The 23,807-nt window shown below is 70.8% G+C and carries 26 protein-coding genes and 1 tRNA gene; 12 read left to right on the top strand and 15 right to left on the bottom strand.

The features are described 5' to 3' along the window. Positions 1-113 precede the first annotated feature (113 nt). Positions 114-3,338 carry a BTAD domain-containing putative transcriptional regulator gene (locus ACWDXC_RS06760; RefSeq protein ID WP_449978810.1) on the top strand — a complete coding sequence of 1,075 codons (3,225 nt, stop codon included), beginning with the start codon at positions 114-116 and terminating at the stop codon, positions 3,336-3,338. Here the strand turns inward: ACWDXC_RS06760 and ACWDXC_RS06755 are convergent. The 4 genes from ACWDXC_RS06755 to ACWDXC_RS06740 all read right to left on the bottom strand — a co-directional run bounded on the left by ACWDXC_RS06755 (position 3,281) and on the right by ACWDXC_RS06740 (position 6,296). After that, positions 3,281-4,477, bottom strand: a complete 1,197-nt coding sequence (locus tag ACWDXC_RS06755) for a hypothetical protein (protein WP_449978808.1) — start codon at positions 4,475-4,477, stop codon at positions 3,281-3,283. The two genes, ACWDXC_RS06760 and ACWDXC_RS06755, sit on opposite strands and share 58 nt — an antisense overlap. Further along, a complete protein-coding gene (locus tag ACWDXC_RS06750; protein ID WP_449978806.1) occupies positions 4,474-5,001 on the bottom strand; it encodes a SigE family RNA polymerase sigma factor in 528 nt (175 codons plus the stop codon). Before ACWDXC_RS06750 ends, ACWDXC_RS06755 begins: the two co-directional genes overlap by 4 nt. 222 nt (positions 5,002-5,223) lie before the next feature. Then, a complete protein-coding gene (locus tag ACWDXC_RS06745; RefSeq protein WP_449978804.1) occupies positions 5,224-5,823 on the bottom strand; it encodes a hypothetical protein in 600 nt (199 codons plus the stop codon). 254 nt (positions 5,824-6,077) lie between these two features. Further along, the gene (locus ACWDXC_RS06740; protein WP_449978801.1) at positions 6,078-6,296 is read right to left on the bottom strand and encodes a hypothetical protein; all 219 of its coding nucleotides are present in this window, start codon (positions 6,294-6,296) and stop codon (positions 6,078-6,080) included. 164 nt (positions 6,297-6,460) lie between these two features. On the opposite strand from ACWDXC_RS06740, the gene ACWDXC_RS06735 reads away from it, so the two are divergent. After that, a complete protein-coding gene (locus tag ACWDXC_RS06735) occupies positions 6,461-7,057 on the top strand; it encodes a hypothetical protein (RefSeq protein WP_449978799.1) in 597 nt (198 codons plus the stop codon). Beyond that, a complete protein-coding gene (locus tag ACWDXC_RS06730) occupies positions 7,050-7,373 on the top strand; it encodes a transcriptional regulator (protein WP_449978797.1) in 324 nt (107 codons plus the stop codon). The genes ACWDXC_RS06735 and ACWDXC_RS06730 overlap by 8 nt, the downstream gene beginning before the upstream one ends. 427 nt (positions 7,374-7,800) lie before the next feature. On the opposite strand, the gene ACWDXC_RS06725 is transcribed toward ACWDXC_RS06730, so the two are convergent. Further along, positions 7,801-8,691: a LysR family transcriptional regulator gene (locus ACWDXC_RS06725; RefSeq protein ID WP_449978795.1), complete on the bottom strand. Its 891-nt coding sequence runs from the start codon at positions 8,689-8,691 to the stop codon at positions 7,801-7,803. Between the two features lie 145 nt (positions 8,692-8,836). On the opposite strand from ACWDXC_RS06725, the gene ACWDXC_RS06720 reads away from it, so the two are divergent. From ACWDXC_RS06720 to ACWDXC_RS06705, 4 genes are all read left to right on the top strand, one after another. Beyond that, a complete protein-coding gene (locus ACWDXC_RS06720) occupies positions 8,837-9,433 on the top strand; it encodes a hemerythrin domain-containing protein (protein ID WP_449978792.1) in 597 nt (198 codons plus the stop codon). A 67-nt stretch (positions 9,434-9,500) separates the two neighbouring features. Then, entirely contained in the window at positions 9,501-9,962 is a 462-nt protein-coding gene (locus ACWDXC_RS06715; protein WP_449978790.1) for a carboxymuconolactone decarboxylase family protein, read from the top strand. 134 nt (positions 9,963-10,096) lie between these two features. Continuing rightward, the gene (locus ACWDXC_RS06710; RefSeq protein WP_173529085.1) at positions 10,097-10,510 is read left to right on the top strand and encodes a VOC family protein; all 414 of its coding nucleotides are present in this window, start codon (positions 10,097-10,099) and stop codon (positions 10,508-10,510) included. A gap of 150 nt (positions 10,511-10,660) precedes the next feature. Beyond that, entirely contained in the window at positions 10,661-11,086 is a 426-nt protein-coding gene (locus ACWDXC_RS06705) for an MGH1-like glycoside hydrolase domain-containing protein (protein ID WP_449978786.1), read from the top strand. 39 nt (positions 11,087-11,125) lie between these two features. Here ACWDXC_RS06705 and ACWDXC_RS06700 read toward each other — a convergent pair whose 3' ends face one another. Beyond that, the gene (locus ACWDXC_RS06700) at positions 11,126-12,223 is read right to left on the bottom strand and encodes an alpha/beta hydrolase family protein (RefSeq protein ID WP_449978783.1); all 1,098 of its coding nucleotides are present in this window, start codon (positions 12,221-12,223) and stop codon (positions 11,126-11,128) included. Between the two features lie 77 nt (positions 12,224-12,300). Here ACWDXC_RS06700 and ACWDXC_RS06695 point away from each other — a divergent pair, with 77 nt between their 5' ends. Continuing rightward, positions 12,301-13,257, top strand: a complete 957-nt coding sequence (locus ACWDXC_RS06695) for an AraC family transcriptional regulator (protein ID WP_449979805.1) — start codon at positions 12,301-12,303, stop codon at positions 13,255-13,257. Between the two features lie 62 nt (positions 13,258-13,319). On the opposite strand, the gene ACWDXC_RS06690 is transcribed toward ACWDXC_RS06695, so the two are convergent. Continuing rightward, a complete protein-coding gene (locus ACWDXC_RS06690; protein WP_449978780.1) occupies positions 13,320-13,649 on the bottom strand; it encodes a hypothetical protein in 330 nt (109 codons plus the stop codon). Between the two features lie 308 nt (positions 13,650-13,957). Between ACWDXC_RS06690 and ACWDXC_RS06685 the strand changes: the two genes are divergently transcribed. After that, entirely contained in the window at positions 13,958-14,098 is a 141-nt protein-coding gene (locus ACWDXC_RS06685; protein ID WP_449978777.1) for a hypothetical protein, read from the top strand. A 5-nt stretch (positions 14,099-14,103) separates the two neighbouring features. Here ACWDXC_RS06685 and ACWDXC_RS06680 read toward each other — a convergent pair whose 3' ends face one another. The 6 genes from ACWDXC_RS06680 to ACWDXC_RS06655 all read right to left on the bottom strand — a co-directional run bounded on the left by ACWDXC_RS06680 (position 14,104) and on the right by ACWDXC_RS06655 (position 18,962). Beyond that, entirely contained in the window at positions 14,104-15,102 is a 999-nt protein-coding gene (locus ACWDXC_RS06680; protein WP_449978774.1) for a MerR family transcriptional regulator, read from the bottom strand. Positions 15,103-15,579: 477 nt separating this feature from the next. Then, the gene (locus tag ACWDXC_RS06675; protein WP_449978772.1) at positions 15,580-16,149 is read right to left on the bottom strand and encodes a TetR/AcrR family transcriptional regulator; all 570 of its coding nucleotides are present in this window, start codon (positions 16,147-16,149) and stop codon (positions 15,580-15,582) included. After that, complete coding sequence (locus tag ACWDXC_RS06670; RefSeq protein ID WP_449978769.1) at positions 16,142-16,975, bottom strand: alpha/beta fold hydrolase; 834 nt, start codon at positions 16,973-16,975, stop codon at positions 16,142-16,144. Before ACWDXC_RS06670 ends, ACWDXC_RS06675 begins: the two co-directional genes overlap by 8 nt. A gap of 172 nt (positions 16,976-17,147) precedes the next feature. Next, positions 17,148-17,813 (bottom strand): cysteine hydrolase family protein, encoded by a 666-nt coding sequence (locus ACWDXC_RS06665; protein WP_449978767.1) that lies wholly within the window; start codon positions 17,811-17,813, stop codon positions 17,148-17,150. A 10-nt stretch (positions 17,814-17,823) separates the two neighbouring features. Further along, positions 17,824-18,621 carry an AraC family ligand binding domain-containing protein gene (locus ACWDXC_RS06660; protein ID WP_449978765.1) on the bottom strand — a complete coding sequence of 266 codons (798 nt, stop codon included), beginning with the start codon at positions 18,619-18,621 and terminating at the stop codon, positions 17,824-17,826. A 267-nt stretch (positions 18,622-18,888) separates the two neighbouring features. After that, positions 18,889-18,962 (bottom strand) — tRNA-Lys (locus ACWDXC_RS06655). Positions 18,963-19,065: 103 nt separating this feature from the next. On the opposite strand from ACWDXC_RS06655, the gene ACWDXC_RS06650 reads away from it, so the two are divergent. The 3 genes from ACWDXC_RS06650 to ACWDXC_RS06640 all read left to right on the top strand — a co-directional run bounded on the left by ACWDXC_RS06650 (position 19,066) and on the right by ACWDXC_RS06640 (position 22,403). After that, positions 19,066-19,905, top strand: a complete 840-nt coding sequence (locus tag ACWDXC_RS06650) for an AAA family ATPase (protein WP_449978762.1) — start codon at positions 19,066-19,068, stop codon at positions 19,903-19,905. After that, complete coding sequence (locus tag ACWDXC_RS06645) at positions 19,902-21,269, top strand: vWA domain-containing protein (RefSeq protein ID WP_219515105.1); 1,368 nt, start codon at positions 19,902-19,904, stop codon at positions 21,267-21,269. Before ACWDXC_RS06650 ends, ACWDXC_RS06645 begins: the two co-directional genes overlap by 4 nt. A gap of 102 nt (positions 21,270-21,371) precedes the next feature. Next, positions 21,372-22,403 (top strand): hypothetical protein, encoded by a 1,032-nt coding sequence (locus ACWDXC_RS06640; RefSeq protein ID WP_449978759.1) that lies wholly within the window; start codon positions 21,372-21,374, stop codon positions 22,401-22,403. Between the two features lie 30 nt (positions 22,404-22,433). Here the strand turns inward: ACWDXC_RS06640 and ACWDXC_RS06635 are convergent, their stop codons facing one another. Next, positions 22,434-22,808 carry a hypothetical protein gene (locus tag ACWDXC_RS06635; RefSeq protein ID WP_449978756.1) on the bottom strand — a complete coding sequence of 125 codons (375 nt, stop codon included), beginning with the start codon at positions 22,806-22,808 and terminating at the stop codon, positions 22,434-22,436. An 81-nt stretch (positions 22,809-22,889) separates the two neighbouring features. Then, positions 22,890-23,654, bottom strand: coding sequence for a nuclease-related domain-containing protein (locus tag ACWDXC_RS06630; protein ID WP_219515073.1), 765 nt, complete (start codon positions 23,652-23,654; stop codon positions 22,890-22,892). Between the last annotated feature and the right edge of the window lie 153 nt (positions 23,655-23,807).

Raw genomic sequence — 23,807 nt, 5'->3', positions numbered from 1 at the left:
CCCCTTCGTCGGCGTTGGAGCAAGGCTCTCGCAGGTGAGCTGGGGTCGAGCTGAGGTCCGGTTGAGGCGGGCGGCATATGCTGTGACCTCGGGGAATCTACCTGCAAAGTGGGATGATGCTGGCATTTCGGTTGTTCGGTGCGGTGCAGGTCTCCGACGCCTCCGGCGAGCCGTACGATCTGGGCACCCGCAAGCAGCGGGCGCTCGTGGCCATGCTGGCGCTGGAGCCGGGTCGCGTAGTCTCGCTCGACCGGCTGATCGACGAGCTCTGGACCGGCGAGCCACCGGCCGGAGCCACGCGCACGCTGCAGGCGTACATCGCGCACCTGCGCAGGATCCTGGAGCCCGGCCGGGCGGCGCGCACCCCGCCGAGGGTGCTTCTCACGCGCGAGCCCGGCTACCTGCTCGCCGTCGCTCCCGGCCAGGTGGACCTCGGGCGCTTCGTCTCGTACGCCGAGGAAGGGCGGCTGGCCCTGGCGCGCGGCGAGCACCAGGAGGCGATCTCGGCCCTCGACCGCGCCATGGCGCTGTGGACGGGCGATCCGCTCGGGGAGTTCGCCGGCCAGGAGTTCGCGCGGCCCACCGTGGCGCGGCTCGCCGAGGTACGGACCGCGGCGCTGGAGGACCGCTTCGACGCGCGGCTCGCACTCGGCGAGGCGGCCTCGCTCGTCCCCGGCCTGCACGACCTCGTCGAAGCACACCCCTACCGCGAGCGCGGATGGGCGCTGCTGGCGCTCGCCCTCTACCGCTCCGGCCGCCAGGCCGACGCGCTGGCGGCGCTGCGCCGTGTGCGGGACCGGCTGTCGGAGGATCTCGGCCTCGATCCGGGACCCGAACTGCGCGCCCTGGAACAGGCCGTGCTCGGCCAGACGGCGGAGCTGCGCCCGGCCACACCTGCCCCTGAACCGCCCGCCCCGCCCACCCCCGCGCCCGCCACTACCACGCTGATCGGCAGATCGGACCAGCTCGCGGTGCTGGAACACCGGTTCGCCGAGACCCGCGCGGGCCGGGGCGGCGTCGTCCTGGTCACGGGGGAGGCGGGCATCGGCAAGTCCAGGCTCGCCCAGGTCGCGGCCGAGCTGGCGCAGGCGCGTGGCTTCCGCGTCGCCTGGGGGCGCTGCGCGGAGGGTACGGCTCCCGCCTTCTGGCCCTGGACGCAGATCATCCGGCAGAGCGGCCACGCGGGCGAGCCGCTGTCGGGTGAAGCCCTCGAACCGACCCTGTACGGCCGGTTCGAACAGGCCGTCGCGGCCCTCACCGAGGACCCCTGGCCGCTCCTGGTGATCCTGGACGACCTGCACTGGGCCGACGCCTCCTCGCTGCGGCTGCTCGCCTACGCGGCCGGCCCCTTCTCTCGGCTCCCGGTCCTGGCGGTCGTCACCGTCCGTACCGAGCCCGGCGACCACCCCCACGAACTGGGCGACACACTCGCCGCGCTGGCCCGCCAGCACGGGGCGGACCGGCTGGAGCTGACCTCGTTCACCCTGGAGGAAGTCGCAGCCTACCTGCGCGCCAGGAACCTCGACGACGAACCGGGCACGCTGCTGCAGCGCACCGGCGGCAACCCGTTCTACCTCGGCGAGGTGTTGCGGCTGCGGCAGAGCGAGCGCCGCGACCCCACCGCCGTACCCAGGGGCGCGGGCGACGTGATCGACCGCCGGGTCGCCCGCCTGCCGGAGGAGACCCGCGAGCTCTTGCGCGCCGCGGCGGTCGTGGGGCGCGAGCTCGACGTCGAGACGCTCGTGGCCGTCACCTCCAGATCGGCGGAGGAGGTCATGCTCGCCCTGGAACCGGCTGTGGCGACGGGACTGCTGACCGAGCCCGCCGACGGACCCGACTACCGCTTCGGCCACGCTCTGGTCCGCCAAGCTTTGTACGGCAAGCTGTCCCGGGTCGAGCGAGCCCGCCTGCACCTGCGCGTCGGGCGGGCGCTGGAGCCGTACACCGCCGACGCCGAAGCCGCCACGCTGGCCCACCACTTCGCCCAGGCCGCCAAGGTCGGCGGCGCCGCCGGCGCTGTACGGCACGCCGCCCGCGCGGCGGAGCACGCGGCGCGCCAGCTCGCCCACACCGAGTCCGTGCAGTTCTGGCAGCTCGCCCTGACCCACCTGCCGCCCGGCGACCAGGCCACCCGTGCCCGGCTGCTGATCGGCCAGGCGCACGCCAGGCGCGCCAACGGCGATGCCGAGGCCGCGGAGCGGGACCTGCTCGAAGCCATCGAGCTGGCCGACCGGCTCGGCGACCGCACCGCCATGATCGACGCGCTGAGCTTCTTCGGCACGCCCGCGCTCTGGTACTGGCGGCCCTACGGTCAGGTCGACGAGCGCATCGTGGCAGCCCTCGAAGGGCTGCTCGACGGGCCACTTCCGGACGCCGACCGGGCCCGGCTGCTCGGCACGCTCGGCGTCGAGCTGCACTACGGCCCGAGGCAGGGCGAAGGCGAACGCCTCACCGCGCAGGCGATCGACCTGGCCGGCCGGACCGGCGACCACATGCTGCAGGCGCGCACGTTGAGCAACCACCTGCTCGCCGCCTTCGTGCCCGGCCGTACCCACGAGCGCCGGGCCGTCGCCGAACGGATGGCGGCGCTGCCGGGACTGTCGCCGAGCACCGAACTGGTCGCCCGCGTCACCCGCCTGGCCTGCCTGTTGCGTACGGCGGAGCTGGACGAGTGGGACCGCGAGCTGGCCCGCTGCGAACGCCTCCTCGACCGCGACCGGCGGCCGGACCTGGAGGCGATGGTGCGCATCGCGCAGACCGGCCGCCACATGCTCGACGGCGACTGGGACCAGGTGGAACAGCTCGCGACGGGGCACGCGTCGCCGCGGTACGGCTCCAGCCTGTGGGGCGCGCCGTACCGGCGGCTGGCGACCGCCTACTCTCGCGCCCGCGCCCACGGGGAGAGCGGCACGGTGCTGGACGACCTCCTGGCCGCGGCCGAGGAGCGCCACCTGGAGCCCGTCCGGCCCCTCGCGATCCTCGCCGCCGCCGAATCCGGGCGGACCGACCTCGCCCACGACCTGATCGCCCGGTGGGGCGCCCGGATCAGGCAGGACTGGACCGCCGACTTCCTCACCCCCGTCTGGGGTCTCATCGCCGCCCGCCTCGGCACCCCTTCGCCGCACGACCTGTACGAGACGCTCCTGCCCTCCGCCGACCTGCTCGTCGTGCTCGGGATCGGCAGCGCGTGCTGGGGCTCCACCCATCAGGTCCTCGCCGAGCTGGCCGACCGCATGGGGCGGACGGAGACGGCCCGCGAGCACGCGCGCGCCGCCCGCCGTCACAGGGTGCCGGGGAAGCCCGGGAGCACGAGCTGGAAGAAGCCCTGGGCGGTGTAGGTGGCGAGCTTCCTGGCCTTGCCGGTCTCGACGTTCACCGCGTACGCCGTGAAAGGGACGTAGGGCGGGTCGAAGCTCGGTGCCGGGGCGTCGTCGTCCCGCTCGCGGCAGGCCAGGGGTGTGGCCAGGGCGGTGATCTCGTGAGGGCCGGTCCAGCCGCGCAGGTGAACCTGGTTGGCCGTCATGGACAGGCCCCGCACGGGGACGCGCCGGAGCGCCTTGCCGGTCTTCCGGTCCAGATGCACCAGGTCGGGGCCGCTTCGCAGGCATCCGGTGATGCCCGTTTCCACGCTCTCCACCGCGACGACGCGGTTCCCGTCGGGCCCGAGCGCCCCAGCCAGATAGTGCCCGGCGACGTCGACGGTCGTCGTGTTGCCCGCCGTGGACGTCCGCCAGAGCCGGGTGATGGTCCGCAGCCGGGTTCTGGGCGCGTACTCCGCCAGGGTGATCGTGTCACCGTCCGGGGACAGGCCGATCGGGTTCCAGCCGTTGGGCAGCGGCCGGGACATGCGTTCGCGCAGGTCGAAGAGCATGGCCGGGTCCTTGAGCGGCGGCCTCTTGGTGAAGGCCAGGAAGCGGCCGTCGTCCGACAGCAGGAGGTGCGCGATGCTGCCGAGCCAGGCCGTGGGCACCTTCGTCGGCGCCGTGGTCACCGCGCCGGAGGCGAGGTCGCGCACCGCGAAGGTGCCGGCCGCGGTGTCGTAGTACGCGATCTTGCGGCCGTCGCGGCTGATCGCCAGCGGGCTCGTCCGAAGGGGTGCCTGGGACCCGGCCAGGGCCCGCGCCACCCGGTACGTGGTGCCGTCGCGGGTGACCACCCGCCAGCCGCCATTCACGCATCCCGCCGGCGCCTTGCCGCCCGGCGGCCGGCAGAACGTCATGTAGGCGTGGCTCAGCGGCCCCACCCCGCGCGCCGGCAGGTCGGTCGCCGTCCGGGGCGCGACGGCGGGGGCCGGCCGCGCGGCCTGCGTCCGTACGACGGCCGTCACGCCGAGCGCGACGGCGACCACCGCGGCCGCCGCGACGATCGAGGTCGTCCTGCGCCGCCGCCGGTTGCGCATCCCGATCGTGCGCTCGGTCAGGTCGACCCGGGGGGCGCTGTCGGCCACGTCGTTCAGCGCGTCTCGCAGCCCGGTCATCGGTGTGCTCCCTTCAGGTCTTCCAGCTCGGCGAACCGCGGCGCCAGTTCGGGTGCGAGCGCCCGTAACCGGGCGAGCGCGTGATGGGCGTGGCTCTTGACCGTGCCGATCGAGCAGTTCAGCAGCTTGGCGGTCTCGTGCTCGGTGAGATCCTCGTAGTAGCGCAGCACGATCACCGCCCGCTGCCTGGGCGGCAGTTGCGCGAGCGCCCGCAGCATGACGATCCGGACGAGCGTCGAATCCTCGGTGGAGTACGGCCGGTCCGGCGGCTCGGCGCTCGGCAGCTCGGCCACCCTGGCCAGCCGCCGGCGCCACGAGATGTACTGGTTGACCAGGGCCTTGCGGGCGTACGCCTGCGGGCTGGCGAGGCCCGCCAGCCTGGGCCATCGGCCGAGCACCTTGACCAGCACGCTCTGCAGCAGGTCCTCGGCCAGGTGGGCGTCCCCCGTGAGCAGGTACGCCGTCCGCATCAGCGACTGCTGATGGACGGCCATGAACTCACGGAAGCTGTCGTTGGGGTCCACGGTGACTCCTCTCACCCGTTACCAACGCCCGCGATCGGCGGATGGTTGAGACGCCCCTCCCCCAGCCGCCGATCGGGCGTCACGGGCGGGCGGTCACCGTTGCGGCTCGCGTCTGTAGGTGACGTCCGGGCTGTGACTGAAGGCGCTGTCGCATGCCTGCGGCGGTGTATTGGCCCACCCTCGGCTGAGCTCAGGGCCCGCCCGGCCTGTGGCAGTCCCGCTTCATGGTTTCAAGGGCGGGATCGTCTCGATGATCTCTTCGACGGCTCTGGCTCGCAGCTGCGCGCCGGACACGCCAGGATGTCTCCGGCCTACGGAATCCTCCAGCACCTTGGCCAGCCCCGGGCGGGCCTCCATCCAGATCAGGGCCATCCCCACCATCTTGGGCCGGAAGTCATCGGGCTCGATCCCCGCAGGATTCACCACCAGGACGGCCTTGTCGAACGCCCATATCGCCTCTTGGGGCTTCATCTCCATCGCGCGGATCACCGCCAAGTGCAGCAGCGCCCGCCAGTGCCCGTAGATGCAGGCCTGTTCGATCTCCATGACCGCAAGGCTCTCCGAACCAGGAGTGGCAAGGCGCCTCTCTGCCTCCTGGTAGTGCTTCTCCCCGTTGGCGACGTTGGTGAGGCAGACCTCCAGGAGGCGGCGTGCCCCCTGGACCCGCACTTCCCACCGCCGTCGCTTCACGGCCGGGTCGACTTCGTTGTCGGCCGGCTTGGCTTCGGAGCCGCCGGACACCAGCATGACAAACAGCGCCACAACCCCGAGGAGCCCCAGCACACCAAGCACCTCGTGCAAATCCGCGCCCACCTCGTTCACAGTAGAGGCAGGTCCATTCCGGGTGAACCTCTCGCAGCGGCAAGCAGGCATAAGCCGCCGGCGTTGGTCCGGGGAAGCGATGGGCAGCCCCGTATGTGGTCCGGACGCCGCTCACGCCTCGGACATCAGCTGCTCACCCTCGGGCCGCTCCGTCCTCAGCGGGACACCGCCGCCACCGCCCTGAAGTGACCTGCGGGCAGATCGTCCGGTCGGAGGACTACGCGGCAGGTGATCATGACCACCGCGACCAGCCGTCATCCGTCCGCGGTGGTGAACCGCAGGTGTGCCGCCCGCGCCCGGCTGTCTCCCAGGTGTTCGAGGGCGGCGAGCCAGCTCGCCGCCCCCGGCCCGTCGCGGGCGGTGCGCAGACCGGTCACCTCCGCCATGGCCGGTACGGGCTCCGGTCCGGTCAGTGACCGCATGACGGCTCTGCGGACCGGGCCGTCGTTGGCCAGGACTCCGCCCGCCAGCACGACCGGTCCGGGCGAAGTCTGATCACTACAAGGGCGTGCATGATCTTCGTCAACTCGGCCTCCTGGGCGCAGAGTCCGTCGCACTTGCCAACGCAGAGCGCTTTGCGTTGCAAAGCGCTCTGCGTTACCGTACAGGTCTGATGTTGTCGAGAACGGAGGCACGCGTGCAAAGCCACTCGGTGCACGATCTGGAACGAGTCCGCTTCGTCACTGCGCATTACGAGATGCTCCAAGGGCTCGTCGTCCTGCCCTTGCTGACGGTCCTCGGCGTTCTGTTCGTCGTGGATCCCCGCTCCGGCAGCCAAGGCGCTGCGGTGATCTGGTGGGGCATGGCCACGGTGGGGCTGGTGGCGGCATTCGCCGCCATGCCGGTGCTGAGCGGTTACTACCGGCGCAGGTACGGCGCGGTCCGGGCTCAGCGGGAGCAGGGGCGCTCGGCTCTGGTGGCCACGGGCGTGGTGTTCGCCGTGGTCGCCGTCTTGCACACGTTCGCGCCCGCCCTGCCGTTCAGCCCGGAGGCGGTAGCCGTGGGGGCGGGTGTGCTGGTGGCGGGCCGGCGGTTGCGTCCGCTCGCGCCTCCGTTCCTCCTGACGGGCGTCGCCCTCATCGTGGGCGGGCTGCTGCCCTTCCAAAGCGGCGGCCATCCCCTGTCCGATCTGTCGATCTTGCTGGGCGTGTGCTGTGGCGCTGCCGTTCTGCTGGGGGTCTGGAGCCACTTGCTGCTCAGGCGCGTGCTAGGCGGGAACGAGTCCGGTGAGTGAGCCCTTTCAGGAGCTGGCCAACCTGGACAAGCTCGTCCATGAACCGGCCAGGCTGGCCATCACCGCCGCCCTGGAATCCTGCAAGGAGGCCGATTTCCTCTACCTGCAGCGTGTCACGGGCCTGTCGCCGGGCAATCTCTCCTCCCATCTGGCCAAGCTCGAGAACGGCGGGATCGTCCAGGTGCGCAAGGAACTTGCGGGCAAGCGGACGGAGACCTGGATCCAGCTGACCGCGGAGGGACGAGCAGCGGTGATGGAGCACTGGCGCCGCCTGGAACGGTTGCGCCCCGGAGCGTCCAGGCACACCGCCGGCTGAACGTCTCTTCGGCGGACACCGCGCGCTGGGCGGTGCTATCGGTGCCGGTGAACCCGAGCGCGACCAGGCGGTTGTGTATCTGGCCGGCGCCGATCTTCCCGCGCGCCGGGTGAAGCTGACCGGAGCGCCGTCGGCGGCGCCGCTCCAGGCAACGGCAACCGACTCGCCGACGATGGGCGGGCAGCCGAGGCCGAGCGGCGCCGATGCGCGCCAACGCTAGAACGAACTGCACCGCCTCGCCGGCGTCCTTGGCCGACCCCGTACAGCTGATCGGCCGGCGGGACGTCGGTTCGCGGCTCGCCGCGAAGGCGGGCACCCACCCCGTGGTGACCGTCCTGCGTGCACATGACCGGTCAGGGACCCTGCCGTCAGCACTGGTAGAGGGCCGACCAGGGTGTCCCGCCGGGCTCGCGGGCACGGGCGCTGCTCATGCGGTGGTGGCGCCCAGGTCGTGGACGGTCTGGGCGAGGGCTCGGACAAGGTCGTTTTCGGTGTCGGTCTGCCACACCAGGGCGTACGTCAGGGGCGGCATGTCGGGGATGGGCAGCCAGCGCAGGTGGGGCATCGACCAATACCGGGTGACGTGCGCGGGAAAGGTATGGACGATCTCGCCGGTGCCGACGAGGTCGATCAGTTCGTCGGTGCTGGTGATGGGGGCGATGCGTTCGATCGTCTGCCCGCGCGGGGTGTGGAAGGGCAGGTAGCTGTCCAGCCAGTAGTCCGGCATGTCGGCGGCGATGGCGTGCTGGAAGTCACCGAGCGCCTCCAGCGGGATCGAGGACCGCCCGGCCGGTTCCTGGGCGCCGGAGACGGCGAGCACCCTGCGGTCGGTGAGCAGCGGCGGGCCTACGGTCAGGTCGGGTTCTTCCACGGGCAGCCAGGCGATCAGGACGTCCATCTCACCGCTGCGGAGGGCGGCGAACGGGTCGATGAAACGGGCGCGGCGTAGCTGAAGCTCCCATTGCGGGTGCCGCGCGCGGAATTCCTGCCAGTACGGGTGGAAGTCGTGGACGTTGAAGGGCAGCATGCCCACGCGCAGGCGCGCTGTGATGCCTCGCGAGGCCATCCGGGCGCGTTCAAGGCTTTGCTGCAGCCCCGAGTAGACCGGCCGTAAGTCGTCGCGCAACTGCTGTCCGACCGGGGTCAGACGGACCTGACGGCGGTTGGAGCGGTCGAACAACGGGCTGCCGATGCGGCGTTCCTGCTGGCTGATGGCCTGGCTGACTCGGGCCTGGGACACGTGGAGCCGGCTGGCGGTCCGGCCGAAGTGCAACTCCTCGGCCAGAGTCAGGAAGATCTCGATATCCCGAATCTCCACTTATTCCTCATTTGCCTCATAAGTTCCACTTATCGAATCATACGGAATCTCGCGTTGATGCAGACGCGCGACCGCTCCAAGGTGGGAGACGTCCGAAACCGCACGTGAGCGCGGTGCCGGAGCCGACCGCTTGAAGGAGAAGGCCGTGAGCAGGCTGCTCGACATGACGACGATGCATGCGATGCATGACGCGCTGCGTCGCGAGGCCGAGCACCTGGCCAGGGTTACCGCTCGGGTCGGCGGCGACCGCCGCGCCATCCTGCGCACCGCGGCCCGCTGGGACCTGTTCAAGACATCCCTGCGCGTCCACCACACCGCGGAGGACCACGCCCTGTGGCCCGCGCTGCGACAGTCCCTGGCCGACCGGCCCGCCGACCTGACGCTGCTGGAGGCGATGGAGGCCGAGCACGCCGCCATCGACCAGGTCATCGAGGCGATCGACACGGCACTGGCCCACTCCGAGATCGGCATGGACCGGCTCGGCGACCTCACCGACTCCCTGGTCACCGGCCTCACCGGCCACCTCAGGCACGAAGAGGACCAGGCGCTACCGGTGATCCAGGCAGTCATCACCCAGGAGCAGTGGGCGCGCTTCGGGCAGACCCACACCCAGTGGATCAGCGGCGATGCGTCCCGGATCCTGCCGTGGCTCCTGGACGGTGCGAGCGAACAGGTCGTCACCACGATCCTCGCTCCACTGCCCGAACCGATATGCCGGGCCTGGTGCGGGCCCGGCGATTGAACCTCGCGCATCCGTCCCGTACCTCGGACCAGACCCCCAGCAGGAACGACGAGAAAGAGGAAGAACGATGGAAGCTCGCATGAAGAACCCGGCCTACGTCCTCCCCGATGTCATGACCGGCATTCAGGCCATCTTCAAGGGCATCAACAGCAGCGGGATCTCCCAGGAACTGCAGGAGATCGTCGGCCTGCGCACGAGCCAGATCAACGGCTGCAGCGCCTGCGTGGTCAGCCACACCAAGAGCATGCGGAAGGCCGGCGCCGACGAGAACAAGATCGCGGCCGTGGCCGCATGGCAGGAGGCCCCGTACTTCTCCAGCGCCGAGCGGGCCGCCCTGTCCCTGGCCGAGCACGTCACCCGGGTCGCCGATCGCTCCGGCGAGGCCGTCCCCGACACGCTCTGGGACGAGATCGCCGACCACTTCTCCGAGGCGGAGATCTCCGGCCTCCTCATGAGCATCGGGATCACCAACCTCTTCAACCGCCTCAACGCCACCGTCAAGGAGCCGGCCGGCCAGAGCTGGGGCTGAGGACCGTCCTCAGACAGGGCGGGAAGCAGCGAGCATCGCGCTCGACCGGTATCAGCAGCGCGCACCCGTGCCTGGACGGCCGGCCGCATGATCACCCATGTACCGCATAACCATCCACACATAAGGAGTAAGACATGAAGGCACACGTCAGCTCGATCCTTCTCGGCGTCCGGGACATGGACCGGGCCAAGCAGTTCTACACCGAAGGGCTCGGCTGGAAGATCGGGCAGGACTACGGCATCTCGGTGTTCTTCGAGTCGGACGGCGCCTCGCCCGTCGGCTTCTACGGCCGGGAAGGTCTGGCCGGCCTGGCGGGGACGAGCCCGGAGGGCAGCGGCTTCAGCGGGCTGGTGCTCACGTACGTCGTGCGGAGTGAGGCGCGGGTGGACGAGGTGATGGCGGAGGCGGAGAAGGCCGGCGCCACGATTCTCAAGCCCGCCGGCGCCCTGCCGTGGGGCGGGTACGGCGGCACGTTCGCCGACCCGGACGGTTACATCTGGAGTCTCGGCTACAGCGAGCAGGCGCAGGACCAGCCCTACGCGGAGTAGAGGAGCACGTTGTGAAGTTTCGCACCCTCGTCGAGCCTCCGGAGCCCATGCGGGGATTGGAAGTTCCGCCCGAGGCGGTCGAGGCGCTCGGCGGGGGCGCGCGACCGCCGGTGACGAGCTGCCGCGCTCGAGGCGCTGGCCTCGCCGATCGTGCTGGGGGAAGAGCTGCCGCGTCCCGTCCGCGCGGCGCTGGCCGCCGGGATCGAGCGGCATCTGACCGCGTTCGGGCTCGCGACCGAGTTGCCGGATTCGCCGCACTACCTGGACGACGGCTACTGGCGCGGTCCCATCTGGGCGCCCTCGACCGTACTGATCGAGGACGGGCTGCGCCGCGCCGGGCATCCGAACCTGGCCGACGAGATCAGCAGCCGCTTCCGCGCGCTGTGTGAGCGGGCGGGGTTCGCCGAGAACTTCGACGCCCGCACCGGCCAGGGCCTGCGCGACCGTGCCTACACCTGGACGGCCGCCGCCTACCTCCACCTGGCCGCCGCCCACGAGAAGCGAGCCTCGTTCCCGCCTCCTGCCCCACGCGGGCGTCTCACGCCGCCCCGGCAGAAGCCGTCACCGGCCCGCTGAGCGAGGCCCTCGGTACAGCACGTCAGCGTACGCAGGGATCTACTTCGACTCGACGCGTCCGATCGGGGTGGTGCTGCCGTCGAGCGCCGCGGTGGCCCGCGTCCAGGCCGGATCTTCGGGGTAGAGCTCGCTGCGCACGTAGGCCCAGATGAGCGCGCGTACGGCGGCAACCCGGTCGGGGTTCTCGTCAGTGGTCTCGACCGCGTCGAAGGTGGAGATGCCGCCGAGCCCGTGCTCGGCGTCGAAGATCTCCAGCCGGGTCTTCGGCCCGGGCGCCGCGACGTAGGGGTCGCTGCGCCAGTCCTGCCGGTCGGAGAAGAAGGGGTTCCAGTCCTTCTCGCCGACGACGATGAGCGCCTTGGGCGTCATGCCATCGAAGCCGGTGCTGGTGAGTGCGGTGTAGAGCTGCGCCGCTGGACCGTTCAGGTCTTCGCCGCAGCCGGGAGCGGCGATCATGACGCGGGCGCTGAAGCGGTCGTCGACGGCTCCGACCGTCGACCCGTCGCTGGTGTCGGCGATGGTCTGGCCCGAGACCAGGCCGACGGTGTGACCTCCGGCCGAGTGACCGACAGCGGCGATGCGGCCTGGGTCCAGGCGCCCAGCGAGTCCCGGAACGGCGCGTTCGATCTCGCCGAGGTGGTCCACGACCTGGCGAAGATCGTCGGCGCGCGACTTCAGGTACAGCGGCGCATCCGGATCGCCGGCCTCCCGCAGGCCGAGGAACGTGGCGTCGAGATGCGTGGGCTGGATCACGACGAAGCCGTGCGCGGCCCAGAAGTTCACGAGCGGACCGTATCCGTAGAAGGAGGGGACGAAGGTCGACGGGCCGTGTCCGTGCGAGAAGACGATGACCGGCAGGTCACTGCCGACGGCCGGAGCCGTCACGCGAACCGCCAGCGGAACGGGGCGCCCTGGGACATCGATCAGGACGGGGTGGTACGAGGAGACGGGCTCGGGGTCCGGCACCGGGATGCCGGCAGCGTATGTCGTCGGGTCTTTCGCAGAGTCGTTGAGTGCCATGAATTGCTCCTTGAGGATCGTTCCCGTTGCCCAGGTGGAGGGTCCGGCGAGCCCTTCGCCTTCCGTCGCGGTGCAGCCGGAGCCAGGTGGCTGCCGGATTTCCGTGGAGTGGGTCACGCTTCCAGCATGGGTGGGATCGGGCGAACGATGAATGCTTGACGGTGCGGATTTCCTTCGCGATAGTTCGGGGCGTGATGGTCGATCAGTTGTCGGAGGTGTTCGATCTCCTTGAGGTGCGCGGCCAGGTCTCCGGCGCGTTCGCGGTGGGGGGACGATGGGTCACGCGGTCGGTGATCACCAGCCCGCTGAAGTTGACGGTGATGGTGCACGGCCGGTGCCGGCTGTCGGCCGACGGGCTGGACACCCCGATCGAGATGGAGGCCGGTGACGTCGCAGTCCTGACCGGCCGCTCCTGGATGCGTGCCGAGGGCGGCACCGGTGACGGTCCGCCGGTCGAGTTCGTGCCTGAGCCGGGTGATTACGCCCTGCGCGTCGGCGGTGCGGACTTCGCCGCCGACGACGTCATCCTCGGCGGTCACGTCGAGCTGAACCAGGCCGGCGCGGCGCTGCTGACGCAGGCGCTGCCGCCGGTGGCGCTCGTTCGCTCCTGCCACACCGCCGCGCCCGCCCTGCGGGCGTGCGTCGACCGGCTGGTCGAGGAGGTGACGGCCGAGCGGATGGGCGCGGCCTTCGCCGTACGCCAGCACGCCCAGCTGCTGATCTTGGAGGTGTTCCGGGCGTACCTGAACCAGGCCGAACTGCCGCCGGGGTGGCTGCGGGCGCTGACCGACGACAGCCTGCGCCCCGCGCTGACCCTCATGCACCGCGAACCCGGCCGGCCCTGGGGGCTGGCGGAACTGGCCCGTGCGGCGGCGATGTCGCGGACGTCGTTCGCCGTGCGCTTCCGCTCCGTTGCCGGTGTCCCGCCACTGACCTACCTCAGCTCCTGGCGGATGCTGCTGGCCCGGCGGGCGCTGCGCGACGGCGACGTCCGGATCGGGGAACTGGCCGCGCAGCTGGGCTACACCTCCGAGAGCGCCTTCAGCACCGCCTTCAAGCGAGAGGTGGGCGAGGCGCCCCTGCGCTATCGACAGCGGCACCGGCGAACGTCTCCGGTCACGGCACCGGCCTCCAGCCCTTCGGCTGCGTAACGCTCAAGACACACTGCTCTCCGGCAGGCGCACGAGGTGTGGCGCGTGACCTCACCCCTGAGTCAGGAGAAGCAATCCAGCCCGGTGAGTTCGCCGGAGAGGGCCCATAGCCGAGATGCGGAATCGGGATCGGTCGCCCACGGCTTGACGCCGCCGACGAGCATGTCCTCGGTGGTCGCGGGCTCGGCAATGTCGCAGTCCTGGCAGTACGCGCCGCCGTACGCGTCGAGCAGGGGCGAGGTGGCCGCCCACACGGCCGTCGCCGCACCCTGCGCCGGGGTCTTGAAGCCGTCGGCCTGGCGGCCGTCCGAGGTGATCCAGCCCTGGGCGACCTGCTGCTCGCGGGGGATACGCCGTTGCAGCGGAGTAAGAATGCTGCCCGGCCTGGTCATGACCGCGGCCTCAGGGCCGGGCGGCGTCCGCCGGCCTCGTACAGGGACAGAAGCGCATCCACCGCTTGGAGGCGGGACCCGCCGCGCGCCAGCCGCCATGCTTCAGCGGCAGCGCTTCCGGCGCGTCGGCGCGCCTGATCGGCAGCAGGCACCTACCATGAGGCCGCATATTTGCTGAGCTCAGCAGCTCAAGCGTGCACGGGACCGCCAGCGTCCGTGAGGCAAGCGCTGACCTCGAACAGCTGATGTCCTGTTCGGGGCGATGGCGTCCATCGGGCTGGCCCCTCGCCTCCGAGGTCGGCCGGTACGTGATCGCCGCCGGATGGCTGCTGCACGGCATCTGGGACTTCGTGCACCTGCGGCGCGGCAAGGTCGTGGCCCGCTCCTACGCCGAGTGGTGCGGCGTGCTCGACGCGCTGATCGCCTTCGAGCTGGTCTTCCTGGTGTGAGGTGGCTACCGCCGGGCCGAGGCGCGCAGGGCCTCCGCCAGCCATCCGGTGAGCGCGGCCGTCTCCTCGTCGGCGTCGGCCGGGGTCCCGTTGATCGAGGCCACCAGGGACAGATACCGGCCGTGGGTGGCGGCGTACCGGGCCTCCTCCGGGGAGTCCTCCTGCCGGAGCTCCTTGGCCAGGTCGTACGCCGTTGCCAGCCGCTCGCGCGACTCGGGTGTGGACCGCTTGCCGGCCAGCTCGGCGGCCGCGTCCGCGAGGCGGACTGCCAGCTCCTGGGCGCGCGGCGAGTCCGCCGCGAGCCTCGAACGGTACGCCTCCGTGATCTCCTCCCCGATCCGCGCGCCCGTCGTGTGGATGAAGTCCTGCACCGGGGCGCCGGCCACGTACCGGCCCGGGTACGCCGAGTACGTGTCCTTGAGGTAGGCGCGGACCGCGTCGCGGAACCCCTCGTCCTGCACCAGGTCGGCCAGTTCGATCCAGGCTTCGAGCTGGGCCGCCGTGGGGTCCTCCGGCAGGTTCGGACGCATCGTGCGCAACCGGTCGACGAAGCCGGGGGGCACGTCGAGGTGGTCGCCGACCTCGTTCCAGAAGTCGTCGACGAGCCGCTCGCGTTCCTCGTCGGACATCGAGACGAGCTTGTGCATCAGGGCCGCCTGTGCGGCGGTGCCTCCCTGCTTGACCAGCGTTCGCAGCACGGCGCGCTTGGCGCGCAGGCCGCGCTCCTGCCGCTCGACGAGCTCCAGGTGCCGCGCGAGCAGCTCGTGCAGCGACGTGCCGCCGTCGAGCAGCCTGCGGATGTCGTCCAGGCCGGTGTCCAGGTCGCGCAGGGTACGGACGAGTTCAAGCCGGGCGATGGCGCGGATGTCGTACAGCCGGTAGCCCGCCTCCGTCACGCGCGTCGGCTCGGTGAGGCCGGCGTCGGAGTAGAACCGGATGGCGCTCACGCTCAGGCCGGTCCGCCGCGCCACGTCTCCGATCGGGTACGGTTCGTCGTCGCTCATGCGGCCACTATGGAATCTCAAGCCGCTTGAGAGTCAAGCCCGGCACCCCTGGCTGTACCTCGGATTGGGACGTAAGGGGGAATGAGGTGATCTTGGAGGGTAGGACGCTGCCCATGTGGGCGCCCGCACTGAACACAGCTTCGACCAGCATCTCATCCAGACGGGCCGCAGCGTCCGCCTCATACGCCTCGACTGAGGCCGTGCCGCTATAGCGCCGCACCATGAACCGCCGGGCCAACCCGCCGTGGAGGCAGCAAGAGTCCATTCCACCGCATACGGACACGCTAGAAGCCTGCGGGTATCCCAATCCTCAACGACAAGTCCCGATCGGCAAATGAATCTGCCGTTCTACGGCTTCTGGCTCTAGCCAGGCCGGGCGCGGGCGGCGCACTCGGGTGGCCGCTGGGCTCGACGCCGGACTGCAATGGCGTGACGGTCACCACGGTGGCCACGTGCACCTGTCGCCGTTCCGAGTTCTCAGCTGCCTTGGACCCGCAGGCCGCGGTCCAGGAAGTCGATCATCCACTCGAAGGATGCGTCCGGATCGCCGGTCCACTGGAAGCCCTGGGCGACCTGGAGCGCGGCGAAGCCGTGGGTCGTGCTCCGGATCGTCCTGATCGCGTGGACCATCTCCTCCTCGGGGACACCGTAGCCGCGCAGCACGGCGGCCATCGTGTCGATCACCCGGGTTCCGGCCTTCAGCAACGGATCGTCGGGTCCCTCGAAGGGCTCGCCGATCGTCGCGCTGTACGCGCCGGGGTGCGCGGTCACGTACGCCCGCAGCGCGGTGAGGTAGGCGGACAGGGCTTCCTTGCCCGACACGCCCTGAACGGCCTCCCCGACCGTGTCGGCGATGGCTTCCATCGCCAGCGTCGCCACCTTGTGCCGCAGATCGGCCAGGCTGTCGACATGCTTGTAGAGCGACGGCGTGCGGACGCCGAGCCGGTCGGCGAGCAGGGCGAGAGTGAGGCCCGCGAAGCCGACCTCGTCGGCCAGTTCGGCGGCCACCCGCGTTACGTGCTCACTCGACAGCCCCGCCCTAGGCATTCACGGTCCTTTTCACGAAGGCCAGGACGGCGTCCGCGACCTCGTGCGGGAACTGCGCGTGCGGGTAGTGACCCGCGCCCTCGATCATCACGACCGACCCCAGCCCGGACGGCATCGCCGCGATGATGCCGTCGGCTTCGGCGCGCGGATCAGCCCAGTCCGGGTCGAGCGTGCCCATGACGACCAACGCGGGCACGCCCAGCGTCGGCAGGGCGGCCTCGGCATCCTTCGGCGCGGCCTGGCCCATCTTCTGCACGACCGTCATCCGGCCGTCCTCGCGCAGCGTCCTGGCCAGCGCGGCCTGCCGGACAGCCCAGTCGGCCGGCTTGACGCCGGGGTAGGCGTGGTCGAGGTAGCTCAGCCAGGTGTCCACGTTCCCGGTGATGCCGGCGCGCAGCAGGCGGAGCAGGCCGGTGCGGTAGCGGGCGTTCGTGAACAGCGCTCCGAAAGCGACCTTCGGCACCCGGGTGAACGGGCCGATCTCCACAACGGCGGCGACCGCCGGGTGCGCGGCGGCGATCGTCGCGGAGCCGCCGGAGAACGAGTGGCCCACGATCACCGCCGGGCCGCCGCCCAGGTGCTCGATCAGCGCCACGAGGTCACCGGCCGTGTCGGTCCGGGTGTAGGACGCCCACCCGGTGCTCGACTCGCCATGCCCGCGCAGGTCGGCGGTCGCCACCCGGTAGCCGGCTTCCACCAGGAGCGGCGCGAGGAAACGGTAGGCCTCGCGGGTGTCGCCCATCCCGTGGGACAGCACGATCAGCGGGCCTTCGCCGACGACGTCATAGGCCAACGTGCCGCCGTCGTGGGTCAGAAACTCGGTCATGCCCGTACCTCCAGTTAAGCTTGTTAGCCACAAAGCTAATATCAATAGCTTCTTGCGTCAAGAGTCGACGGAGTGGGGCCTCATGATCGGGAGCCACGACCGCCCCTTCGCCTGCGTTCACCGCGGCGTCCATGGCCATCACGTCCTGTCCCGCCCGGCGACCAGAGCTGGTCTACTGCTGGACGATCAGAGAAGTTGATGTACTGCCCGGCGCGGCGCCGGAAGCCATGCGAGACCGGATGGCGGCGATGACCTCACCGGTCTCCAGGCAGGCGATGCCCATACCGGTCAGCTCGTCGTCCGCGTTGCTGGTCCAGCGGGAGAGTGCGTCCCGCACCGCGACGGTGCGTAAATCACGCTCGCTCGCGTCGACGAGCGTGGCACGCGGGCAGTTCGGGTAGTTGCAGCCGGCGACGACTACCGTGCTCACCTCACGTTCGGTGAGGTGTCCCAGCAGCCGGGTGCGGAAGAAGGCGCTCCAGCGCGGCTTGTACAGGATGTACTCGTCCGGGCCGATCTCCTGCGCGTGCCCCGCCAGGAGCAGGTCCGGGTCAAGTTCGCTTCCCGGCGCCAGCCCGTCGGCGAGCTGGGAACCCGGCGAGTGCGGGTTGACCTTTCCGCGCAGCGTGCGCCGGCACAGGTCGGCGTTGCCGCCGTCGGGCAGGTACAGGCGCACGATATGCACGATGGGCCGCCCCGCTTGGCGAAACGCGTGCGTCAGACGCCGGATCGCGGGCAGCACCCCGGCGGTGCCGGTGATGTCGGCGATGAAGTCGCGTTGCAGGTCGATGGTGAGCAGTGCGCTGCGGGAAAACTCCGGCCTGGTGTGTTCGTTCACGCCGGACACGCTAGGCGGGCGGGCCGCGCCGCTCTTGTACGTCGTTGCGCGCAAACCGGCCCGGGGTGCCGGCGAACGCGCGGCGGAAGTGACGGTGCAGATGCGCCTGGTCGTAGAAGCCGCTTTCGGCGGCTGCGCGCGCGACGGTGTGCCCGGCGGTCAGGAGTTGCTGGGCACAGCGCAGGCGTAGCTGAAGCAGGTAGCCGTGCGGAGTGAGGCCGGTTTCGCGGCGAAAGGCACGCAGCAATTGAAACCGGGGCAGGCATGCCACCCTGGCAAGCTCGTCCAGCGACGGGGTGCGTTGAAGGTCCGCGGCCAGGTGCCGCTGTATTCTCCGGACGAGCAGTGGCGGCGTCGGAGTGATCGCGCGGCGTGTGTAGCGGACGAGGATCTCGGTGAACAGTGCCTCGAACTCTTCCTGCGCGACCAGAGGGTTCCGGTCCTGGCGGCGGTGCAGCCGGATCAGACGAGCGGCCAGCGGCGGGTCGTACGGAGTCGGCACCGGGAAGGTGGGCCGGTACCCGGCGAGTTCCGCCAGCAGCGCCGGCGGGAGGTAGAAGACTCGATAGTCCCAGCCTTCGGCGATGCCGGGGCGGCCGGCGTGGATGGTGTCGGCATCGAGAAGGAGCAGGCTACCGGCGGGCGCGTGCTCGGTGGCGCCGCGATAGCGGACAGCCTCCACCCCGCGCTCGATCGCCGCGATGGCGTACTCGCTGTGCGCGTGAGGAACGAAATGATGCGTACGGAAGGACGCTGTCACCAGACGCATGTCGTCCCGGCCGTAGCGGTGCTCAACGACGTCCCTCACGACCGCCTTTGTACCCAACGTCGCCCGAACCTCGAACAGTGGGGTAGCGACCGCTCAGCGATGGCTGACGTTGACCTCACAGAATTTCGAGGAGGCTGGCCCGCCGGCGGCCGGGCAGACGTGGACCGTCACCCACCAGCCCGGCACCCGGGCTCTGGTCGCCCAGGTGTGGGAGGTCACCACCAGCGAGCAACCACCGGCGCGACCCGGTCGCCAAAAAACCAAGAAACCCCAGCTCAGCGAACTGAACCGGGGCTTCTGTCAGGGTGCGCCGCCAGGGACTCGAACCCCGGACCCGCTGATTAAGAGTCAGCTGCTCTGACCAACTGAGCTAGCGGCGCGCCGTGCACGAAGGAATATACCGGCACCAAGCACCCAGGTCGAATCGGCCGAAGCGGCGCCCGTACCGCTAGAATAAAGTTCGGCCTGCAGACAGGAGCATCGATGTTCGACTCGCCCGCCGACGTGACCGAGCGGCTCGCCGCCGTGGACTATCTCTCCGACGACGCCATCTCCACCTCGGTCTTCCTCGCCGCCGCGCTGGGCAAGCCGCTGCTGGTCGAGGGGCCGGCGGGGGTGGGCAAGACGCAGCTCGCCAAGGCCGTGGCGCTGACCACCGACGCCGAGCTGATCCGGTTGCAGTGTTACGAGGGCCTGGACGAGGCGCGGGCGCTGTACGAGTGGAACTACAAGAAGCAGCTCCTGCGCATCCAGGCGACGAGCGCCGACGACGACATCTTCGGCGAGGAGTTCCTGCTGGAGCGGCCGCTGCTCAAGGCGATCCGGTCCGCCGGGCCCTCGGTGCTGCTGATCGACGAGACGGACAAGGCGGACGTGGAGGTCGAGGGGCTGCTGCTGGAGCTGCTGTCCGACTTCCAGGTGACGATTCCGGAGCTGGGCACGATCGAGGCGGTGCGCCGCCCGTTCGTGGTGCTGACGTCGAACGCGACGCGCGAGCTGTCGGAGGCGCTCAAGCGGCGCTGCCTCTACCTGCACATCGAGTATCCGACCCCGGAACGCGAGCGTGACATCGTACTCAGCCAGGTGCCGACGCTCCGCGCCGATCTGGCCGAGCAGCTGGCCAGGACGGTGGCGACGCTGCGGTCGCTGGAGCTGAAGAAGGCGCCGTCGGTGGCGGAGACCGTCGACTGGGCCAACACGCTGCTGGCGCTGGGCCGCGACGAGCTGGACGAGGCGACGGTCGCGGGCACCCTGGGCGTGGTGCTCAAGCACGCCTCCGACCACGCCCGCGCGGTCAAGGAGCTCGGGCTGGCGACGCCGTGACGCACGCGCCGCACAGCTCGCTCGTCGACAGGCACGTCGGCTTCGTGCACGCGCTGCGCGAGGCCGGGCTGCCCGTGTCGCTGGCGGAAGGGCTCGACGCGGCGCGGGCGCTGCGGGTGATCGAGCTGGCCGACCGCGAGTCGCTGCGCGCCGCCTACGCGGCGACGCTGGTGAAGAAGCCCGCGTACCGGCCGGGCTTCGACGTGCTGTTCGACCTGTGGTTCCCGAGGGCGACGACCGGCCTGTACGGGCCGCGCCCGGATCTGGAGTCGGCGCCTCTGGAGGAGGTGCGCGGCTACCTGGCGGGGCTGCTCACGCAGAGCACGGACGCCGAGATGCGGGAGTTCGCCCGGGCCATGGTGGAGCGGTTCGGGCGGCAGGAGGCGGCGGAGGGCCGGCAGAACTGGTTCTCCTACAGCGTCATGCGGGCCCTGTCGCCCGACACGCTGATGGCCCGGATCCTGAACGAGGTACTGGCCGGGCAGGAGCGCGGCGGGCTGGCCGAGAAGACGGCGCGTCAGCGGGTCGCGGCCAACACGCGGCGGCTGGAGGAGGCGGTGTCGGCCGACGTGCGCCGCCGCATCGCCGAGGACTCCGGCATCGACAAGATCGCGCGCTCGGCGGTGCGCCCGCCGCTCGACCACATCGACTTCCTGCGCATCACCAAGGCCGACCTGGCCAGGCTGCGCCGCGAGGTGCACCCGCTGGCCCGGCGGCTGGCCGCGCGGCTGACGATCAAGCACAGGAAGGGCAGGCGCGGGCGGCTCGACTTCCGCAGGACCATGCGGGCGTCGTTGCAGAGCGGCGGCGTGCCGCTGACCACGCATTTCAAGCCGCCCCGGCCGCACAAGCCGGAGCTCGTCATCCTCTGCGACACCAGCGACTCGGTCTCGTCGTTCGCGCATTTCACGCTGCTGCTCACGTACGCGCTGAGGGAGCAGTTCACCAAGGTGCGGGCGTTCGGGTTCGTGGACACGGTGGACGAGATCACCCGGTTCTTCGTGCCCGGCGCCGACGTGGTGGAGGCCATGACGCGGCTGGCGAACGAGGCCGACATGGTGCGGTTCGGCCGGACCAACTACGGCCACGCGCTGGAGGGGTTCGCCGAGCGCTACGGTGACGCGATCGGGCCGAAGACGTCGCTGCTGATCCTCGGCGACGCCCGCTCCAACTACCAGCAGCCCGCGCTCGACACGCTGAAGTCGCTGACCCGGCGCGCCCGGCACGCGTACTGGCTGAACCCGGAGCCCCGGCAGCAGTGGGACACCGGCGACTCGGTGGCGACCGAGTACGGGACGGTCGTCCCCATGTACGAATGCCGAAATGTCGCCCAGTTGACCGCGTTCATCGAGAGCATCGCCTAGGGCGGTTTCTCGTGGATTGCCGTGCCTGCCGGGAAGGACGGCGTGCGGCCTCCCGCCGATCTACGGTGGCAACCAGCCATCCGATTCCGCGGGAGGAACGCCGTGACATCGAACCGACTCGGCTGCGTGGTCGCGGGGACCGTGCTGTTGCTCGCCTCGATCACGGCGATCCCAGCCGCCGCCGACGCCGCCTCCGACGCCGACTGTGCCTGGACGCGTGCCCCGCTGCCCGTGCCCGCCGGCACCCGGCAGGCCGAGGTCACCGCGACCGACCACCAGGGCGGCTTCTCCGGCCGTGCCGTGCTGGCCGACGGCGTCTGGCACGGGGTGTCCTGGCGCGGCGGGCAGTTCGTCGACCACGGAACCACGATCGACGGTGAGCCGATCGCGGGCCTGCCGGACGAGACCCGCTCGGGCGCCCTGCTGGCGTGGACCGCGATCGCCGCCCCGCCCTACTACGGGCCCAGCCACGCGGTCCTGATCAGGAACGGCCAGGCGGACCGGCTCGCCCGGCCCGCCGACGGGTTCCTGCGGCCGTTCGCCGTCAACGAGAAGGGCGACGTCACCGGCCGGAACATGGTGTGGACCGGCAGCCGGTACGTGCACCGCCTGCTGCGCTGGCCCGCCGATCGGCCCGGGCAGGTGATCGAGACGGTCCTGCCCGACGGGTACGAGCCCGAGGACGCGGACGAGGACGGCACGGTGCTGCTGCGCACGCCGGACGGCCCGGCCCTGTGGCGGAACGGCGTGATCACGCCCCTGGCCAAGGTCGCGGGGGCGGCCGGCACGTTCGCCACCGGGATCTCCAACGGGCGGGTGATCGGCCGGATCAGCTACACCTCGCCCTACCGGACGTACGGCGTGCTGTGGGACACCGACGGCGTGCCGCGCGTGCTGCCGAAGAGCGCCGACACCCGGGCCGTCAACCGTGACGGCCTGATCACCGGCACCACGGACGAGGCCACCGGGGGCGGCGAGGGCGTCTGGCGGCTCGACCACTTCGTCCACGCCCTGCCGAAGTCGCCCACGCACAGCATGTGGCTCACGGTGGCCTCGGACGACGGCGCGGTGGCCGGCAGCACCTACGACGTGAGCGACGGCACGGGTGAGCCGTTCGTCGTGCGCTGCGTCTGAGGCCAAAGTGCCTGGTGACCCGGCGGGCGGCTACGGGCAGCTGATCTTCCTGGTGAGGCCGGTCCTGCTGCTGGTGTTGCTGGAGTCGAACCAGATCCGCCATTCGTGCGTGCCGTCGCACGACACCCGCAGCGAGGCGCGCTTGCTGCTGCTGGTGGCCGAGTCCCACGAGTCGTCGACCATGTCCTGCCAGCCGTACCACCGCGACCGCTGCAGCTTCATGGTCATCCGGCCGCAGGAGGAGCCGGCCCACGTGACCACGCCCGCGATCACCTTGTAGCCGTCCTTGTACGGGGTGCCCGGCGAGAGGCTGCACGCGGCCTGCACTCCGGCGGCGGCGGGCTGCGCGCCGGTGAGGAGTCCGGCGGCGAGGGCGAGGGCGACGATTCCGCTGGATCTGCGCATGTTCTTTACCGCTCCATCCCTGGTTCTGGCCTGTCGCGAAAGGACGCTAGTGGCCAGGGGTATATCGGCGGTATATCGCCACTAGGCGCGCTGGAGCTCGCGGGCCGCGGTGCGGGTGAGGAGCTCGATCTGGGCGGGGTCGAGGTGCCCGTTCGCCGTCGATCGGATGCGCCTGGCGACCAGGCGCGGCTTGAGCAGCGTGATGCCCTCGGCCTCCAGCAGCCCGCGGCGCGGCAGCATGCCGCAGTGCACGGCCAGCAGCGGGGTGATCGTGACCTCGATGCCGGTCTCGCGGGTGAGCAGGTCGGCGAACGCCTGGGCGGCGTCGGCCAGCGGCTTGGCGACCTTGGTGCCGTACTTCTCGCCGAAGAACAGCCGGCCGCCGTAGGTGGCGATCTCGGTGTCGGGGCTCCAGGACTCGTTGTCGACGATCCAGACGCCGCCCGGCCCGATCACGAGGTGGTCGATGGACGCCTGGTCCTTGATCGCCCGGCCGTCGAGCACCTGGTAGCCGCGCCTGCCGAGCGAGCGGCGCAGCAGGCGGCCGGTGATGGCCTCGCCGTGCCTGCGCCCGCGCCAGACGGCCGTGGCCTGGAAGCGGCGCCAGTCGAGCCACCAGTCGCCTGCGGCGACGAGCCCGGCCACGACGAGCGCGTAGAAGGCCGTGTAGGTGACGTCGAAGCGGACGCCGAGCGCGAAACCGGCGGCGAACCCGGCCGCCGCCTTGAGGATGCGCGCCCTGCGCCTGCTCTGGGCCTCCTCACGCCAGAACTTCTCGTACCACCACTGGGGGGACGACCCCGTGTACTTCTCGTCCTGCTGCACGTAGATAGAGCCACCGGGCACGGCAAACTCCCCGAATGAGTGTGTCGTCAACAGGATCTGCCACGCCGAAGATCCCTCGCCGGTTAAAGAGATACCCCATCCGAAACCAAGGTGAGCCTAAGGTGACGGAATTGGTACCCCTAGGAGAAGCATCACGGCTCAACCGACCAGTCG

This window comes from Nonomuraea sp. NPDC003214 (genome assembly GCF_053590035.1).
This window is presented reverse-complemented; position numbering and strand designations above follow the sequence as displayed.